Origin of the sequence: Phenylobacterium sp., assembly GCF_004297125.1 — a bacterium.
Classification (GTDB): Bacteria; Pseudomonadota; Alphaproteobacteria; order Caulobacterales; family Caulobacteraceae; genus Phenylobacterium.
The window spans coordinates 124015-140456 of the sequence record NZ_SCVD01000022.1 but is presented as its reverse complement, the minus strand read 5'-3'; the positions used below and the strand labels follow the sequence as shown (position 1 = coordinate 140456).

At 69.3% G+C, this 16442-nt stretch carries 13 protein-coding genes and 1 pseudogene; 6 read left to right on the top strand and 8 right to left on the bottom strand.

What is annotated here, in order from left to right:
- The 5 genes from EPO51_RS15550 to EPO51_RS15530 all read right to left on the bottom strand — a co-directional run.
- Positions 1-411: 3,4-dihydroxy-2-butanone-4-phosphate synthase (locus tag EPO51_RS15550; protein WP_293352098.1), on the bottom strand; the 411-nt coding region annotated here is incomplete at its 3' end.
- Positions 408-980 carry an NADPH-dependent FMN reductase gene (locus EPO51_RS15545; protein WP_293352096.1) on the bottom strand — a complete coding sequence of 191 codons (573 nt, stop codon included), beginning with the start codon at positions 978-980 and terminating at the stop codon, positions 408-410. The genes EPO51_RS15550 and EPO51_RS15545, both read right to left, overlap by 4 nt.
- Positions 977-2704: a class I adenylate-forming enzyme family protein gene (locus EPO51_RS15540; RefSeq protein ID WP_293352146.1), complete on the bottom strand. Its 1728-nt coding sequence runs from the start codon at positions 2702-2704 to the stop codon at positions 977-979. Before EPO51_RS15540 ends, EPO51_RS15545 begins: the two co-directional genes overlap by 4 nt.
- A 93-nt stretch (positions 2705-2797) precedes the next feature.
- Positions 2798-4123, bottom strand: a complete 1326-nt coding sequence (locus EPO51_RS15535) for an acyl-CoA dehydrogenase family protein (protein WP_293352094.1) — start codon at positions 4121-4123, stop codon at positions 2798-2800.
- 112 nt (positions 4124-4235) lie between these two features.
- Entirely contained in the window at positions 4236-5003 is a 768-nt protein-coding gene (locus tag EPO51_RS15530; RefSeq protein ID WP_293352092.1) for a crotonase/enoyl-CoA hydratase family protein, read from the bottom strand.
- Between the two features lie 89 nt (positions 5004-5092).
- Between EPO51_RS15530 and EPO51_RS15525 the strand changes: the two genes are divergently transcribed.
- Positions 5093-6316 carry a serine hydrolase domain-containing protein gene (locus EPO51_RS15525; protein ID WP_293352090.1) on the top strand — a complete coding sequence of 408 codons (1224 nt, stop codon included), beginning with the start codon at positions 5093-5095 and terminating at the stop codon, positions 6314-6316.
- Here EPO51_RS15525 and EPO51_RS15520 read toward each other — a convergent pair.
- Positions 6273-7751, bottom strand: a complete 1479-nt coding sequence (locus tag EPO51_RS15520; protein ID WP_293352088.1) for an MATE family efflux transporter — start codon at positions 7749-7751, stop codon at positions 6273-6275. The two genes, EPO51_RS15525 and EPO51_RS15520, sit on opposite strands and share 44 nt — an antisense overlap.
- A 174-nt stretch (positions 7752-7925) precedes the next feature.
- Here EPO51_RS15520 and rfbD point away from each other — a divergent pair, with 174 nt between their 5' ends.
- Positions 7926-8807 (top strand): dTDP-4-dehydrorhamnose reductase, encoded by an 882-nt coding sequence (gene rfbD / locus EPO51_RS15515; protein WP_293352086.1) that lies wholly within the window; start codon positions 7926-7928, stop codon positions 8805-8807.
- On the opposite strand, the gene EPO51_RS15510 is transcribed toward rfbD, so the two are convergent.
- Entirely contained in the window at positions 8804-10198 is a 1395-nt protein-coding gene (locus EPO51_RS15510) for an amino acid permease (RefSeq protein WP_293352084.1), read from the bottom strand. The two genes, rfbD and EPO51_RS15510, sit on opposite strands and share 4 nt — an antisense overlap.
- A 127-nt stretch (positions 10199-10325) precedes the next feature.
- Here EPO51_RS15510 and EPO51_RS15505 point away from each other — a divergent pair, with 127 nt between their 5' ends.
- The 3 genes from EPO51_RS15505 (at position 10326) to EPO51_RS15495 (ending at position 15373) form a co-directional block, all read left to right on the top strand.
- Positions 10326-12071, top strand: a complete 1746-nt coding sequence (locus EPO51_RS15505; protein WP_293352082.1) for a DUF885 domain-containing protein — start codon at positions 10326-10328, stop codon at positions 12069-12071.
- A 162-nt stretch (positions 12072-12233) separates the two neighbouring features.
- The gene (locus tag EPO51_RS15500) at positions 12234-14333 is read left to right on the top strand and encodes a redoxin family protein (protein ID WP_293352081.1); all 2100 of its coding nucleotides are present in this window, start codon (positions 12234-12236) and stop codon (positions 14331-14333) included.
- Positions 14334-14383: 50 nt separating this feature from the next.
- On the top strand, positions 14384-15373 hold the full coding sequence (locus tag EPO51_RS15495; RefSeq protein WP_293352079.1) for a D-2-hydroxyacid dehydrogenase: 990 nt from the start codon (positions 14384-14386) through the stop codon (positions 15371-15373).
- Here EPO51_RS15495 and EPO51_RS15490 read toward each other — a convergent pair.
- Positions 15370-16008: a TetR/AcrR family transcriptional regulator gene (locus EPO51_RS15490; protein WP_293352077.1), complete on the bottom strand. Its 639-nt coding sequence runs from the start codon at positions 16006-16008 to the stop codon at positions 15370-15372. The genes EPO51_RS15495 and EPO51_RS15490 overlap by 4 nt on opposite strands.
- Before the next feature lie 211 nt (positions 16009-16219).
- Between EPO51_RS15490 and EPO51_RS15485 the strand changes: the two are divergent.
- A pseudogene (locus tag EPO51_RS15485) lies at positions 16220-16402 on the top strand (TetR/AcrR family transcriptional regulator); the annotation flags it as partial.
- Positions 16403-16442 lie beyond the last annotated feature (40 nt).

The window sequence follows — 16442 nt, the reverse complement described above, 5'->3', positions numbered from 1 at the left end:
CACGCCCTTGGTCGGGTCGACCGCGACCGCGATGGTGTGGGCGCGGTCGTGGGCCGAGATGCCGGTGGTCACCCCCTCGCGCGCCTCGATCGAGACAGTGAAGGCGGTGCCGTGGCCGGACTGGTTGTCGGTGGCCATGGGCGGCAGGCGCAGCTGGCGCGCCCGCTCCGCGGTGATGGAGAGACAGATCAGGCCGCGCGCGTGCTTGGCCATGAAATTGATCTGGTCCGGCGTGGCGAACTGGGCGGGGATGATGACATCGCCCTCGTTCTCCCGGTCCTCGGCGTCCACCAGGATGTAGGGCCGCCCGTTGCGGGCGTCCTCGATGATGTCCTCGATGGGACTGATGGCGCCCGATACGCTGTCGCTGTCGGAATCGCCGGAGGGCGGAACGAGGTAGGGGCGCTTCATCGGCGTGCTTTCATCTGGGCGAACTCCACCACCTGTTCGGCGACGGTGGCGAGCTGCCAGGCGTCCTTCTGGTCCTTGCAGTCGCCGGCCTCGTCGAAGAGGCCGGTCCCGGCGTTGAGGGCCGCGCCGAACGGCGTCGGCCAGCCCCTCAGGGCATGTATGATCGCACGAAGCGCCATCAAGGTCGTCCCGGCCGCCTGCCAGCCGTCGGCGGTGATGATCGTGCCCACCGGCTTGGCCGTGAGATAGGGCGAGGGGTCGCTCCGCGTCAGTTCCAGGGTGTCGAGCGCGTTCTTGATCACCCCCGAGATGGAGCCGTGGTAGCCGGGGCTGGCCACGATCACGCCGTCGGCGGATCGGATCGCTTCGGCCAGTTCGATCTGCCCGGCCGTCGAGTCGCCCGGGCGCGGATCGAAGATCGGCAGGCCGCCCAGGAACTCGCCGCCCAGCAGCCGCGTCTCCGCCCCCAGGCCTTCGGCATGTCTCAACGCGCAGACCAGCGCCTTCTCCGTCGACGAGCCCGCCCGGATGGTGCCGCCGAGCCCGACGATGAGGGGTTTTCGGCTCACGCCTGCTCCGTTTCCTTGGCGAACACCTTCTTGAGTTCGCTCTTCATGATCTTGCCGTTGGCGTTGCGCGGCAGGGTTTCCGGCCAGAAGGCCACCTTCACCGGGACCTTGAAGTTGGCCAGCCGCTCGCGGACGAACTGGCGCAGCTCCGCCTCGGTGGCCACGCCCCCCGGCTTCAGATGGACGACGGCGGCCGGTTCCTCGCCCAGGGTCTTGTGCGGGATGCCCACCAGGGCGGCGTCCATCACGTCGGGATGGTCGTAGAGGACGTTCTCGACCTCGACGCAGTAGATGTTCTCTCCGCCACGGATGAGCATGTCCTTGGCCCGGTCGATGATGAACAGGAAGCCCTCCTCGTCGATGCGCGCCAGGTCGCCGGTGCGCAGCCAGCCGTCCTGGAAGGTCTCCGCCGTGGCCTCGGGCTTGTTCCAGTAGAGCTTCACCACCTGCGGGCCCTTGACCCACAGCTCGCCCACCGCGCCCGCGGGCAGGACGGTCTTGCCGTCGGCGGGATCCCTGACCTGCATCTCGCCCACCGGCGCCGCCGGGCCGGCGCTGTCGGGGCGGTTCTCGTAGTCCTTGCCCAGGTGCGAGGTGAAGGTGGCGGTGGTCTCGGTCATGCCCCAGCCGTTGCCGGGCTGGGAGCCCGGGAACACCTCGGCGATCTTGCGCACCAGCTCCGGGGCCGAGGGCGCGCCGCCATAGGTCACGGCCACCAGGGACGACAGGTCGTACCTGGACCGCGCCGGATGCTCGATGAGCTGCCAGGCGATGGTCGGCACGCCGCCGGTCGACGTCACCTTCTCCCGCTCGATCAGCCGCATGGCCGGCTCGGCGTCCCAGCGGCGCATCAGCACGATCTTGCCGCCGGCGTTGAGCGTCGGCCCCAGCGTCGCCGAGAGGCCGGTGGCGTGGAACATCGGCACCACCAGCAGGGTGCAGCGCTGCGGCGTCCTGGTGGGGTCCAGCTCCGGCAGCGGCTCGCCCGCCCGCAGGAAGTTCCGCGCCGCCGAAATGCCGCCCGCCCCGATGTTCGACGTCATGTTGCGATGGGTGCCGAGCGCGCCCTTGGGCTTGCCCGTCGTTCCGGAGGTGTAGAGGATGGTGGCGTCGTCCTCGGGGGCCAGCGGCACGTCCGGCATGGCCAGCTCCGGCAGCGACGGCCAGCTGTTCACCGCGCCGATCACGTCTTCCAGACGCTCGGTCTTCGCGGGCAGGCCCTCGGCGGCGTGGCGGGTGACATAGACCTTCTCCAGGTCCGGCAGCTTGTCCAGGAACTCGACGATCCGATCGAGGCGCTCGTCGTCGACGAAGGCGACCTTGGTCCCCGAGTCGGCCAGGCCGTACTCCAGCTCGGCGCCGGTCCACCATGCGTTCAGCGGGGTGACGATCGCGCCCACCAGCTGGCCGGCCCAGAAGGCCACCGGCCATTCCGGCAGGTTGCGCATGATCACCGCGACGCGATCGCCCTTCTTCACGCCGTCGGCCAGCAGCCGGTGGGCCAGGACCAGGGTGGCGCGGGCGAAGCTGTCGAAGGTGGCGCGGTCGCCCTCGTAGACCAGGAATTCGCGCTCACGGAACCGCAGGCCGTTGACGAACACGTCGCGCAAGGTCGGCGGGGCGTTCTTCCAGGTGCGGGTGCTCACCCCCCGGATCACCTTCTCCTCGATCTCGAACGGCGAGCCCGGGCCGGTCAGCCTGGCGTGGGCTTCGGCGATCGACATCACGGGCCAAGTGTCACTCAAGGCGGGGCTCCACAAAGAAAAACGTCATCCCGAGGGTCGCTCGGGATGACGGCCACATTACAGCAGGGGAAATCAAGCCGTTTCGGTCGCCTTGCGGCCGGCGTAGGCCTCGCGCAGCTCGCCCAGCTCCTTGGCGAAGCGCGCCTTCGCCTCCTCCTGCAGCTTGGGGATGTGATAGCTGGGGAAGAGGTCGTTGTCGGGCTGGTAGTCCTTCAGGATCTGCTTGGCGAGGGTGACCTTGTGGACCTCGGTCGGCCCATCGGCGATGCCCATCACCAGGGCCGAGGTGACCATCCGCATGAACGGCATCTCGTTGGAGACGCCCAGCGCGCCGTGCAGGTGCGCCGCCTTGGTCGCGACGTCGTGGTAGACCTTGGGCATGGCCACCTTGATGGCGGCGATGTCCTTGCGGACCTTCTGATAGTCCTTGTGCTTGTCGATCAGCCAGGCGGTGCGCAGGACCAAGAGGCGGAAGCTCTCCACCGCGATCCATGAATCGGCGATCTGTTCCTGGACCATCTGCAGGTCCGACAGCCGGCCGTCGCGGGTGGTGCGCGACACCGCGCGCTGGCACATCAGCTCCAGGGCGTGGCGGCAGGCGCCGACCGTGCGCATGGCGTGGTGGACCCGGCCGCCGCCCAGCCGAACCTGGGCGATCACGAAGGCCGCGCCGCGCTCGCCAAGGAGAGCGTCGTACGGCAGCCGTACGTTGGTGTAGCGGACATAGCCCTCGTTCCCGCCGCCGACCTCGCCGCCCGCGCCGACCGCAACGTTGCGGATGATCTCGACCCCGGGGGTGTCGGTGGGCACCAGGAAGATCGAGGTGCGCCGGTAGGGGTCCTTGGCGTCCGGATCGGTGATCGCATAGAGCACCAGCAGCTTCGAATATCTGGCGTTGGTGGAGAACCACTTCTCGCCGTTGATCACCCATTCGTCCCCGTCCAGCACAGCGCGCGTGGTGAAGGTCAGCGGGTCGGAGCCGCCGGTGGGCTCGCTCATGGAGAAGGCCGAGCGGATCTCGCCGTTCAGCAGCGGCCAGAGATACTGCTCTTTCTGCTTTTCGGTGCCGTAGTGGGCGATGATCTCGGCGTTGCCGCTGTCGGGCGCCTGGCAGCCGAACACCGAGGGGGCCAGGCTGTTGCGGCCAAGTTTCTCGTTCATCAGGGCGAGCTTGAGCTGGCCGAAGCCCTGGCCGCCCAGCTCGGGGCCCAGGTGGCAGGCCCACAGGCCCTGGTCCTTCACCTGCTGCTGCAGGGGTTTCAGGAACTTCTCGCGGCCCAGGGTGGAATAGACCGCCATGCCCAGGTGCGAGAGCGGCTCGACCTCGTCGCGCATGAAGTCCTCGATCCAGTCCAGCTTCTTCTGGAACTCCGGGTCGGTCTCGAAATCCCACGCCATGCACGTCTCTCCCGCCCGCATTTGTGTCAGCGGCGCAATTTTTCGTATTGTCGGTACGCTAGACCGGCGCCGGCGGAAGATCAAACCCTGCTTTACGGCGTATTCGGGGCGCTCAGAACGCGCCGCCGCGGCCTTCACCGGAGGCGAACCGTGTCGCCCCCTCGACGGCCGATCCCGTGCGCAACGTCTCCATGCCGAGCCGGACCTCGGCCGCCTGGGCCTCGTCCCAGTCCAGCGACCACTGCCCAAGCGCCGAAAGCCGGTCGTTGCGCAGGCAGAGCTGCGGAAAGGCGCTGATCTGGCGGGCCAGGTCCAGGGCGGCGGCGAGGGCCTGGCCCTTGGGGACGACCCGGTTGGCGAGGCCCATGGCCAGCGCTTCCTGCGCGTCCACCGGCCGGCCCGTGAGGATCAGGTCCATGGCCCGGGAATGGCCGATCAGGCGCGGCAGGCGCACGGTGCCCAGGTCGATCAGCGGCACGCCGAACCGCCGGCAGAAGACTCCGAACGTGGAGCCCTCGGCCGCGACCCGCAGATCGGCCCAGCACGCCACCTCCAGGCCGCCGGCGACGGCCGGCCCTTCCACGGCGGCGATCACCGGCTTGCCCAGCGCCAGGCGGGTGCAGCCCATGGGCCCGAAGTCGCCGGTCTCGGGGATGCGGGCGCCGCCGCCGGTGGAGATCGCCTTCAGGTCGGCGCCCGCGCAGAAATAGCCGCCGCGCCCGGTCAGCACCGCCACATCCAGCCCGTCGTCGGCGTCGAAGGCCTTGAAGGCGTCGTAGAGGCCCTGTGCGGTCTCGCGATCGACCGCGTTGCGGCGTTCGGGTCGCTCGATGGTGACGACGCCGATGCGGCCGTCGCGCTCGAAGCTCACGGTGGGCATGGGAAGCTCCTTCGATCTTCGGCCATCGTCGCGCTTGCGACGGCGCGGAAGGCAAGGGCAAATGCCCGCCGCAGCTTCCGGAGACGACGATGAGCAAGGCCGAGCGACTGGGGTTCTCCAAGGCGCGCCTGGAGCGGATCGACCGCTTTCTGCAGGACAAGTACGTGGGCCCCGGCCGGATGCCGCATGCCCAGTTCCTGCTCGCCCGCGGCGGCGAGATCGTCCACCAGAGCGTGCTGGGGATGCAGGATCCCGAACGCTCCGTTCCGCTGGCCGAGAACAGCGTCTACCGCATCTATTCCATGACCAAGCCGGTGACCTCGGTAGCCCTGATGACCCTGGTCGAAGAGGGCCTGATCGCGCTCGACGATCCGGTCTCGCGGCACATCCCGGAGTGGAAGGACCTGGCCGTGTTCTCCGCGGGGACCGGTCCCTACCTGACCACGCCGCCCGCCCGGCCGATGCAGGTGGTCGACCTGCTGCGCCACACGTCCGGCCTGACCTACGGCTTCCAGAACCGCACCAACATCGACGCGGCCTATCGCAAGCTCAAGCTCGAGAACATGCACGGCGAGCACGACCTCGAGGCGATGATCCAGATGCTGGCCAAGCTGCCGCTGGAATTCTCGCCGGGCGAGGCCTGGAACTACTCGGTCTCCACCGACGTGGTCGGCTACCTGGTGCAGAAGATCGCGGGCAAGCCGCTGGACCAGGTGTTCCAGGAGCGCATCTTCGATCCGCTGAAGATGGTCGACACCGGCTTCCGCGTCCGCGACGATCAGAAGAGCCGCTTCGCGGCCTGCTACGACGCCGCCCCAGGCGGCAAGATGAAGCTGCAGGACGACCCGCAGACCAGCCCCTACCTCGCCCCGCCGGCCCTGCTCTCGGGGGGCGGCGGCCTGGTCGGCACGGCGGCCGACTACATGCGGTTCGCCAACATGCTGCTGAACCGCGGTGAGCTGGACGGCGCGCGGATCCTGGCGCCGAAGACCGTCGACCTGATGGCGTCGAACCACCTGCCGGGCGGCGCCGACCTGACCGAGATGTCGCGCTCGCTGTTCTCGGAGAGCACCAACGCCGGCGTCGGCTTCGGCCTGGGCTTCGCGGTCGTGTTCGACCCCCCGCAGACCCTGATCCCCTGCAGCCTGGGTGAATTCTACTGGGGCGGCGCCGCATCGACGGCCTTCTGGGTCGATCCCATGGAGGACGTCACTGCGGTCTTTATGACCCAGCTCCTGCCGTCGTCCACCTATCCGATCCGGCGCGAGCTCAGGACCCTGGTCTATTCGGCCCTGATGGAGACGAACGGCTAGCCGCGTCGGCCATCGCCTCGGCCTCCTCGATCATCGGCTGGCCGAAGCCGGTGTCCGGCTCCTCGGTGGTCGGCGGCGTCGACGGCAGCATCCGCGACTTCCGCCAGCCGCCCCACATGTAATAGGCCCAGGCCAGGATCAGGGTCGCGAAACTGCCGATCGGGAAGCTGATCCAGATGGCCTCCGCCCCCATGTGCGGCTCCAGCATGTTGGCCAGCGGCACGCGGATGCCCCACAGCGAGATGATCATCGCCAGCAGCGGCGGCCAGACGGCCCCCGTCGCCCGCACCACGCCCGAGAAGATGAAGGCCATGCCGAAGGCGATAAAGCCCCACAGCACGATCGAATTGATATGCACGGCGATCGGCAGCGAGGGGCTGTCGCCGGGCAGGAAGGCGCGCAGCACCCACGGGTCGGCGAGGTAGATCAGCACCACGGGGACGCCCGTGAACAACAGGGCGTAGAGGGCCCCGGAGCGGGCGATGCGCTCCACCCGGTCCATCCGGCCCGCGCCGACGTTCTGCGCCGCCATGGACGAGACCGCCGCCCCCAGCGCCATGGCCGGCATCTGCACATAGGTCCAAAGCTGCGCCGCCGCGCCGTAGGCCGCCGAGGTGTGGACCCCATGCCTGTTGACCAGGCTCATCATGGTCACGGCCGCCAGCGAGGTGACGATCATCTGGAAGCCCATGGGCAGGCCCTTGAGCACCAGCTGGCGGATGAGGCCGAAGTCCGGGATCAGCAGGTGGAACTCGCCGGGCCGTAGCACCAGGATCGATTTCCTGCGGTAGAGATGCACGATCATCGCGAGCAGGGTGATCGTCTGGGACAGCAGCGTCGCGGTCGCCGAGCCGGCGATCCCCAGCCTCGGGAACGGTCCGAAGCCGGTGATCAGCATCGGGTTCAGGACCACGTCCATCCCGACCGCGACCAGCGAGAAATAGAAGGGCGTGCGGCTGTCGCCGGTCCCCCGCTGGGCCATCATCACGTAGGAGAAGAAGTACATGAACGGCATCGCCGAGAAGATCACCCGCAGGTAGGCGATGGCGTCCGCCCTGGCCTCCGCCGGCGTGCCCATGGCGTCGAGGATGTGCGGCGTGAGGAAGACGCCCAGCGCGCCCACGGTCAGCGACACGAGGATGAAGAAGGCCGTCGAGGTGCCGATGACCCGCTTGGCCAGCGTCTGGTCGCGCGCGCCCATGGCCTGGCCGATCATGATGTTCGAGGCCATGGAAAGGCCGAACACCGCCCCCAGCATCAGGAACATGATCTGGTTGGCGTTGGAGGTGGCGGTCAGCGCCGCCTCGCCCAGCACGTGGCTGACCCAGATGGCGTTGGCCGAGCCATTCAGCGACTGCAGGATGTTGGTCGCCAGCACCGGCAGGGCGAACACGATCAGCGTCTTGCCGATGGGCCCGCTGGTGAGGTCCGGCATCTGCCGGCCCGGCGGACCGTCCGGCCCCCGCGCCGCTGTCGCACCCCCCGCCAAAGCCGCCCCCTTACTCACCGCCTGCGTACTGCTTCTACGAGCGGCGCGCCTTTGGGTTCAAGCACGGCGGATGGTCACGGTGTCGCTTGAGGGTCACCCATTTCGCGGTAAGGAAGGGCCATGACCCTGAAGATCCTGCAGTTCGGAACCACCGGCCAGCTCGCCACGGAGCTCCTGCGCCAGGCCCCCGACCACGAGGTGGCGCTCACGGCGCTCGGCCGCGCCGACGCCGACCTCGCCGACCCGGCCGCCTGCGCCCGCAAGGTGATGGAGGCGCGGCCCGACCTGGTGGTGATCGCCGCCGCCTACACCGCCGTCGACCTGGCCGAGACCGAGCAGGCCCTGGCCCGCGCGGTCAACGCCGGCTCCCCGGGCGCGATCGCCCAGGCGGCGGACGCCGTGGCGGCGGCGGTGGTCAACATCTCCACCGACTACGTCTTCGACGGCGCCGGCGGCGCGCCCTACGCCGAGGACGCGGCCACGAACCCGCTCAACACCTATGGCGCGACGAAGCTGGAGGGCGAGGCGGCGGTCGCCGCGGCGAACGCCCGGTCGCTCAACATCCGCACGTCCTGGGTGGTCTCGCCGCACGGCAAGAACTTCGTGAAGACCATGCTGCGGGTGGCCGCCGCCGGGAACCCGCTGAAGGTGGTCGACGACCAGTCCGGCCGCCCGACCTCGGCCGCCGACCTGGCGGGCTTCATCCTCAGCCAGGCGCCGCGGCTGGCCGCCGCCAAGGCCGGCGACCCGGCGTTCGGCGTGGTCCACTTCGCCAACGCCGGCGAGGTCACCTGGCGCGACTTCGCCGTGGAGATCTTCCGCCAGGCCTTGGGCGACCAGGCGCCCGAGGTCGGGGGCCAGAAGACCGCCGACTACAAGACCCCGGCGACGCGCCCGCTCCGCGCCACCATGGACCTGGGCAAGCTGCAGCAGGTCTACGGCGTCACACCCCGGCCCTGGCAGGACGCCCTGGCCGAGATCGTGGCGGCGCTGAAGGCTTAAGCCGCCGCCAGCCGGCTCTTCGCCCGACCATAGGCCAGGTAGGCCACTACGCCGATGGCGTTCCAGACGAAGAAGAAGATGATCGTCTTCGCCGACAGGCTGGTGAACAGGTAGAGGCAGCCGAGCACCGCCGCGGGGCCGATCACCCACACCAGCGGGGTCTTGAACGGCCGCGGCAGATCGGGCGAGCGGCGGCGCAGCACCATCACCGCGCAGGCCGTGGCGATGAAGGCGGCGAGCGTCCCGGCGTTGGCCAGGGAGGCGATCTCGGACAGCGGCATGAACCCGGAGATGGCGGCGGCGATCACCCCGGTCAGGATCGTCACGATCGTGGGCACGCCACGCGCGCTGACGGCCGAGAGCTGGCGGGGCAGCAGGCCGTCGCGGGCCATGGCGAAGAACACCCGGCTCTGGCCGAACATGAACACCATGATCACCGTCGGCATCGCCACCACCGCCGCGCCGGCGATGAGGGCCGCCGCGGTTGGGCGGCCCAGTTCCTTGAGCACGAAGGCCAGGGGCTCGGGGCTCTTGGAGAACACGCCGAACGGCACGGCGCCCAGGGCGACGGCGGCCACCACCATGTAGATGATCGTGCATAGCGCCATCGACCCCACGATGCCGATGGTCAGGTCGCGCTTGGGGTTCTTGGCCTCCTCGGCGGCGGTCGAGATCGCGTCGAACCCGTAGAAGGCGAAGAAGATGATCGCTGCGGCGCCCATCACCCCGAACTTCGTGCCGTCGACCTCGTGCGCCCCGAAGCCGAACGGCGCGAAGGGCTCGAAGCGGCTGGCGTCGAACGCCGGCAGGGTCAGGGCCACGAAGGCCGCGAGGGCCACCAGCTTCACGCAGACCAGGATGAAGTTCACGTTCGCGCTCTCGCGGGTGCCCATCAGCAGCACGCCGGTCACCACCAGGGCGATGAAGATGGCGGGCAGGTCCACGATCCCGCCGGCCAGCAGGGCGTCCGGCACGCCCCAGCCGGCCTGCCGGATCAGGCCCGAGGCGTAGCCGGACCAGCCGACCGAGACCGCGCTGCAGACCAGGGTGTATTCGAGGATCAGGCTCCATCCGATGATCCAGGCCAGGCCCTCGCCCAGAGTCACGTAGGAATAGGTGTAGGCGCTGCCGGCCTGCGGCGTGAGGCTGGCCATCTCGGCGTAGCAGAGCGCCGCGCAGGCGCAGACCGCCCCCGCCACCGCGAACGACAGGATCACCGCCGGCCCGGCCAGGCCCGCGGCCACGCCGGTCAGAGTGTAGATGCCGGTGCCGATGATCGCGCCGACGCCCAGGGCCATCAGGTGCGGCCAGCCCAGCGTGGGCTTCAGGTGGCGGCCGCCCTCGGCGGGGGCGCCGAATTCGATCGGCTTCCTGCGTGTGATGAAACTCATGGGCGTCCCTCGTTCCGAGCGATCATTTGCCCTGAGCCGCGCGAACCTGCCAAGCCTTGCCCTGAAAGCCTTGGCGCCGGGGCCGACCTGCGCCAGCTTGACCGCCTCTTTGGGGAGAGAGTTTCCGATGCGCACCGTGATCCTGGCCTTCGCCCTGTTGCTGCTGGCCGGCCCCGCCCTGGCCGACGACGTGGCGATGACCAGGCTCGCCGCGGACTACGACGCCTGGCTGCTGGCCGAGGATCCGATCACCGCCGGCCGCCAGGGCGACCGCGCCGCGCTCTCCAGGCTCCCCGACGTGACCCCGGCCGCCGACGCGCGCCGGCTGAAGGCGCTGAAGGCCTTCCAGGCAAGGTTGGCGGCCGTGCCGGCGCAGGGCCTCTCCGACAACGCCGCCGCCAGCCGCGGCTACATGGCCTGGGAGCTGGGCAGCCGGCTGGGGCAGATCGAGTTCGACATGGCGCGCATGCCGGTGTCGTCCGACGGCGGCTTCGAGGACACCCTGAACTATGTGGCCGCCACCACGCCGATGCGCTCGGCGGCCGACGCCGAGGCCTGGATCGACCGGCTGGAGGCCCTGCCCGGCTACTATCGCGACAACATCGAGAACGCCCGGCGCGGGATCAGGTCGGGCTTCACCCAGCCGAAGCCCACGGTCGACATCATCCTGGCCCGCGCCAAGGCGGCCGCCGTCGCCCCGCTGGACACCGACCCCCTGCTGCGCCCGTTCCGCACCCTGCCGGACACCATCCCCGCCGACCGGCAGGCGGACATCCGCGCCCGCGCCGCCGCGATCGTTCGCGACAAGGTCCGCCCCGTGCAGCGCGACTTCGCCACCTTCGTGGAGCGCGAGTACGCGCCGGCCGCGCGCAAGGGCCTGGGGATCCGCACCGTGCCCGGCGGCGAGGCCTACTACCGCTTCGCCGTGAAGGACTTCACGACCACGAACCTCACGCCCGACGAGGTCTATGCCCTGGGCGAGAAGGAGGTGGCGCGCATCCGCGCCCAGATGCTGGTCACGATGAGGGAGGCCGGCTTCACCGGCGACCTGCCCGCCTTCATCGCCATGCTGCGCAAGGACCCCAGGTTCTACGCCACGTCGCGCCAGCAGCTTCTGGAGAAGGCCTCCGAGATCGCCAAGCGGATCGATGACCAGCTCCCCGGCTGGTACGGCACGCTGCCCCGGCTGACCTACGGCGTGCGGCCCGTGCCGCCCGAGATCGAGGCGGCCTACACCACCGGCCGCTACTTCCAGGGCAGCCCCGACCAGGGCGTGGCCGGCGGCTACATGGTCAACACCTATGCCCTGGACCAGCGGCCGCTCTACGAGCTGCCGGCGCTGACCGCCCACGAGGCGGTCCCCGGTCACCACCTGCAGATCGCGCTCGCCCAGGAGCTGAAGGACGTGCCGATGTTCCGCCGCGAGGGCGGGGTCACCGCCTTCGTCGAAGGCTGGGGGCTCTATTCCGAGAAGGTGGCCGGCGAGATGGGCATCTACCGCGACCCCTACGAGCGGTTCGGCCAGCTCTCGTACGAGATGTGGCGCGCCTGCCGGCTGGTCGCCGACACCGGCATCCACTGGAAGGGCTGGACCCGCGACCAGGCGGAGGCCTGCTTCCTGCAGAACACCGCCTTGGCCCCGCTCAACATCACCGTCGAGGTGGACCGCTACATCTCGTGGCCCGGCCAGGCGCTGGGCTACAAGATCGGCGAGCTGAAGTTCCTGGAGCTGCGCGCCCGGGCCCGGGGCAAGCTCGGCGAGCGCTTCGACATCCGCAAGTTCCACGACGCGGTGCTGCTGGCCGGGCCCCTGCCGATGGACCTGCTGGAGACCCGCGTGGACGCCTGGATCGCCCGGCAACCCGCCCCCTAGGTGTGGCCGCGGCGCCTCGATGGAACGTCATCTGAACATTGATCAGAAATAATGATGCAACGCGTCGATGCTTCGGTATGATTTGGCGTAACAGACATTTCTAGGGCTGGACCCGGACGGGGCGATCAACCTCCGCCGTGGCCCATGGGAGGAGCATTTCCGATGACGAAGGCGCGCATTTCCGCCTTGGCGACAACCGTGGCCGTGAGCGGCCTGCTGTTCGGCTGCGCGGCCGACGGCTCGGCCCCCAACGCACTCTCGGCGGGCACGCCCACCGCGGCGGTGGAGACCGCGACGACGGCGACCCCCGCCACCGTCGACAACTTCATGCTGGCCGACACCGAATATATGGGCCACGAGCTCTATCGGACCGACGCCAAGGTGATCGTGCTGATCAGCCACGCCAACGGTTGCCCCATCGTGCGCAACCTGTCGCCGGCGCTGAAGGCCCTGCAGGCCAAGTACGAGAGCCAGGGCGTCCAGTTCCTGATGGTGAACTCCGCCGTGCAGGACAGCATGGAGGCCATCGCCAAGGAGAAGGCCGAGTACGGCGTCACCATTCCGATCCTGAAGGACGCCAACCAGTTGGTGGGCGAACAGCTGGGCGTCACCCGCACGGCCGAGTTCTTCGTGATCGACCCCAAGACCTGGAAGGTCGCCTACCGCGGCCCGCTGGACGACCGGCTGGACTACGGAAGCCAGAAGGCCAGCGCCGAGCACACCTGGGCCGCCGACGCGATCGAGGCCACCCTGGCCGGCCGCCCGGCGATGGCCGCCAGCAAGATGAGCCCGGGCTGCCTGGTCGACTTCCCCGAGCGGGGCAAGGTCGCCCAGATCTCCTATTCCAAGGAGGTGGCCCCGATCCTCGAGCAGAAGTGCGCCGCCTGCCACACCGAAGGCGGCATCGGCCCCTTCGCCATGTCCAGCTACGAGATGGTCAAGGGCTTCTCGCCGATGATCCGCGAGGTGTTGCGCACCGACCGGATGCCGCCGTGGAACGTCGATCCGCACGTCAGCAAGTTCGCCGACGACAAGAGCCTGACGCCCTCCGAGATCAAGACGGTGGTCCACTGGATCGAGCAGGGCGCGCCGCGCGACGGCGCGACCGATCCCATGGCCGTCGCCGCCAAGAAGCGCGTCGTCCAGGAGTTTCCGCTGGGCAAGCCCGATCTGGTCCTGGCGCTGCCGACCTACAAGATCCCCGCCTCGGGTGTGGTCGACTACCAGCGTCCGATCGTCGTGAACCCGCTGACCGAGGGCAAGTGGGTCAAGGCCTCGACCTATGTCGTGAACCAGCGTCAGGCCGTTCACCACTTCCTGTCCGGCTACCTCAAGGACATCCCCGCAGACGGCAAGGGCAACGAGAGCCGCTGGGGCGCCTCCATGGGCGGCTACGCCGTCGGGGCGGAAAGCACCCTTTGGCCCAAGAACGTCGGCACCTACCTGCCGCCGGGCGGCGCCATCGGCTTCCAGGCCCACTACACCCCGTTCGGCAAGGAAGTGACCGACGCTTCGAAGATCGGGCTCTACTTCTACAAGGACGGCGAGAAGCCCGACCTGGTGATGCGCAACTCGGTGGTGGTGGACAACACCATCGTCATCCCGCCGGGCGAGGCGCGCCACAAGGAGACCGCCTATCTGAACGTCCCGAAGGACATGCTGCTGTACTCGGCGTTCCCGCACGCCCACTACCGCGGCTACGCCTCGGACTTCTGGGTGCAGTATCCGGACGGCACGAAGAAGCTGCTGCTGGCCATGCCGCGGTACGACTTCAACTGGCAGCGTGAGTACACCTTCGCCGAGCCGCTCAAGATCCCCGCAGGGTCGAAGCTGATCGCCCACTACTGGTACGACAACTCCAAGCAGAACCCGGCCAACCCGGACGCCTCCAAGAAGATCGTCTGGGGCGACCAGTCCTGGGAAGAGATGTTCTACACCGCGATCCGCTACCGCTGGACCGAGGAGACCTCCACCAAGCTGACCAACTACGACCAGCTGATGGACGAGACCCGGTTGCTTGCCATGCTCGACGACAACCTGGATGGCAAGATCGAGAAGGCGGAGTTCAAGGGCGAGCTGGGCGACAAGCTCTCGCCCTACTTCGCCCAGATGGACCAGGACAAGTCCGGCGGCGTCGAGAACGCCGAGCTGATGGCGGCGCTCAAGGTGATGGGCGGCGGCCGGCGGCGCGACCAGGCCGCACAGGTCCCGGCCGCGCCGGCCCCGACACCGCCCGCGGCCAAGGCCGGCGGCGGACGCTAGCTGGCGCAAACGGTCTCTCCCCGGCTAAGACCATGGCCAGGGAGAGACCGATGCGCCTGCTGATCCACGAGAAATCCTATCGCCGTGTCGAAGCGGCCATCGCGGCTCACGGCCCCGCCGTCGAGCCGCTCTTGTTGTCCGACACCGGCGAGGTGACGCTGAACGGCCTGGCCCTCAGCCTGGAGGACGCCCGGCCCGAGGCGGCCTGGGCCAACGCCGACGTCTTCTTCAGCGGCGCCATGCGGCCGTTCGCCTCCGCGACCCTGAAATCTCCGGACCTGAAGTGGGTCCAGAGCGGCGCGGCCGGCTACGACAACGCGATCTTCGGCCAGTTCGTCCAGAAGGGCGCCACGCTGACCACCAGCCATGGCCAGGCGGTGGGTATCGCCGACTATGTCCTGTGGGGCGTTCTGGACGTCTACCAGGGCGGTCCCGCCCGCCGCGCGGCGCAGGCGGCGCACGACTGGAACCGGCTGCCCTACCGGGAGCTGGAGGGTTCGCGCTGGGTCGTCCTGGGCTTCGGCGCCATCGGCCAGGGCGTGGCGGTGCGGGCCAGGGCCTTCGGGGCCCACGTCACCGGCGTCCGGCGCAGCGGCGGCTCGGACCCCGCCGCCGACCGGATGGTCACCCCGGACCGTTTCCTGGACGTCCTGGCCGACGCCGACGTCGTCGCCCTCTGCGCCCCCGCGACGCCCGAGACGCGGCGCATCGCGAACGCCGATGCCTTCGCCAGGATGAAGCCGGGCGCGGTGTTCGTGAACGTCGGCCGCGGCGCCCTGGTGGACGAGCCGGCCCTGCTGGCCGGGCTGGCCGCCGGCGCGCCGGGCCACGCGGTGTTGGACGTGTTCGAGACCGAGCCCCAGGCCGCCGACAGCCCCTTCTGGGACCATCCCCAGGTCACCATGACCCCGCACGCCGCCGGCATGAGCTCGGGCAACGCGCCCCGCAACGACGCCCTGTTCCTGGAGAACCTGGCCCACTACCTGGCTGGCCGGCCGCTGGAGAACGTGGCGGACGCCAAGGACGTGCTGGGCGGCTAGTCGGTCCAGAGGTCCTGGAAGTCGCCCTTGCGGTTCAGCATCCGGACGGCGCGCTTGATCACGGTCATCAGCCGTTCGCGGCGCGCCTCGTCGTCATAGGTGATCGAGCCCTTGGCCATGCCTTCCAGCAGGAAGCGGCCCAGGTCGCGGCTGGTCTGGAAGCGGGGATCGTCGCCGGCCTGGACCATGGCGCCGAACCGGTCGCCGCCCAGTTGGGCGTGGTCGAAGGCGCTGCGGGCCGCGGCAAGGCGCTCGCTCAGCATCGGGTCGGTGCGCGCGGCGGCCTCAAGTTCGGCGAAGGCCACGAACGGCGTCTCGTGCAGCAGGGCCCAGTAGGTGTCGATCGCGTGCTCGGATGCATCCACGCCCGGGGCGGGCGGGATGGAGGCCGCCTGTTCGAACAGCCGGGCCCTGTGCAGCTCGATATGGGCCACCGCCGCCTCCACCAGCTCCTCGCGGGAGGCGAAGTGATACAGCATGGCGCCGCGGGTCAGCAGGGCGGCGTCGGCGATCACTGCGTTGGTCGCCGCGTGATAGCCGATCTCGGCGAACAGCCGCATGGCGGCGTCCAGGATGCGCGCGCGCGTCCTCTGCGACTTCGGTGTCGCCTTGGCGGGATAGATCGAGGCGTCCATCGGACCCAATTCGCGGCGACCTGGAAGGGCCTGCTCTTGCCATTTCCCCCTAGCAACATGGGGACCCGCCATGCCAGACCATACGTGGCCTTGGCGCGCATTCGCCGCGCAATGTTCGCCGATTGGGCGCCTGGCCGCCGAACTTGCTGCATTGTCGGATAACAGCGGCATGCGTTGACTTCCCCGCCGAACTCGTGACAGTGCGGCTGCCATGAAAACCCCCCTGCCGAACCTTCGGGACCGCCAGCGTGAGGAGACCCGCGAGCAGATCCTGCGCGCCGTGGGCGACCAGCTCGAAAAGCGGTCGCTGGAGGATCTGAGCTTCGCCGAGATCGCCCGGGACGCCGGCGTGGGCGAGCGCACGGTCTATCGCCACTTCCCCACCAAGGAGGCGCTGCTGGGCGCCTTCTGGGCCTGGTTGCAGAGCGAGGCCC

Bases quoted from the DNA above. Each gene is read 5' to 3' on its own strand.
- EPO51_RS15540 (WP_293352146.1), bottom strand. From the start codon at position 2,704: ATGTCGATCGCCGAAGCCCACGCCAGGCTGACCGGCCCGGGCTCGCCG.
- EPO51_RS15535 (WP_293352094.1), bottom strand. From the start codon at position 4,123: ATGGCGTGGGATTTCGAGACCGACCCGGAGTTCCAGAAGAAGCTGGAC.
- EPO51_RS15530 (WP_293352092.1), bottom strand. From the start codon at position 5,003: ATGCCCACCGTGAGCTTCGAGCGCGACGGCCGCATCGGCGTCGTCACC.
- EPO51_RS15525 (WP_293352090.1), top strand. From the start codon at position 5,093: ATGAGCAAGGCCGAGCGACTGGGGTTCTCCAAGGCGCGCCTGGAGCGG.
- EPO51_RS15520 (WP_293352088.1), bottom strand. From the start codon at position 7,751: ATGCCGGACCTCACCAGCGGGCCCATCGGCAAGACGCTGATCGTGTTC.
- rfbD (WP_293352086.1), top strand. From the start codon at position 7,926: ATGACCCTGAAGATCCTGCAGTTCGGAACCACCGGCCAGCTCGCCACG.
- EPO51_RS15510 (WP_293352084.1), bottom strand. From the start codon at position 10,198: ATGAGTTTCATCACACGCAGGAAGCCGATCGAATTCGGCGCCCCCGCC.
- EPO51_RS15505 (WP_293352082.1), top strand. From the start codon at position 10,326: ATGCGCACCGTGATCCTGGCCTTCGCCCTGTTGCTGCTGGCCGGCCCC.
- EPO51_RS15500 (WP_293352081.1), top strand. From the start codon at position 12,234: ATGACGAAGGCGCGCATTTCCGCCTTGGCGACAACCGTGGCCGTGAGC.
- EPO51_RS15495 (WP_293352079.1), top strand. From the start codon at position 14,384: ATGCGCCTGCTGATCCACGAGAAATCCTATCGCCGTGTCGAAGCGGCC.
- EPO51_RS15490 (WP_293352077.1), bottom strand. From the start codon at position 16,008: ATGGACGCCTCGATCTATCCCGCCAAGGCGACACCGAAGTCGCAGAGG.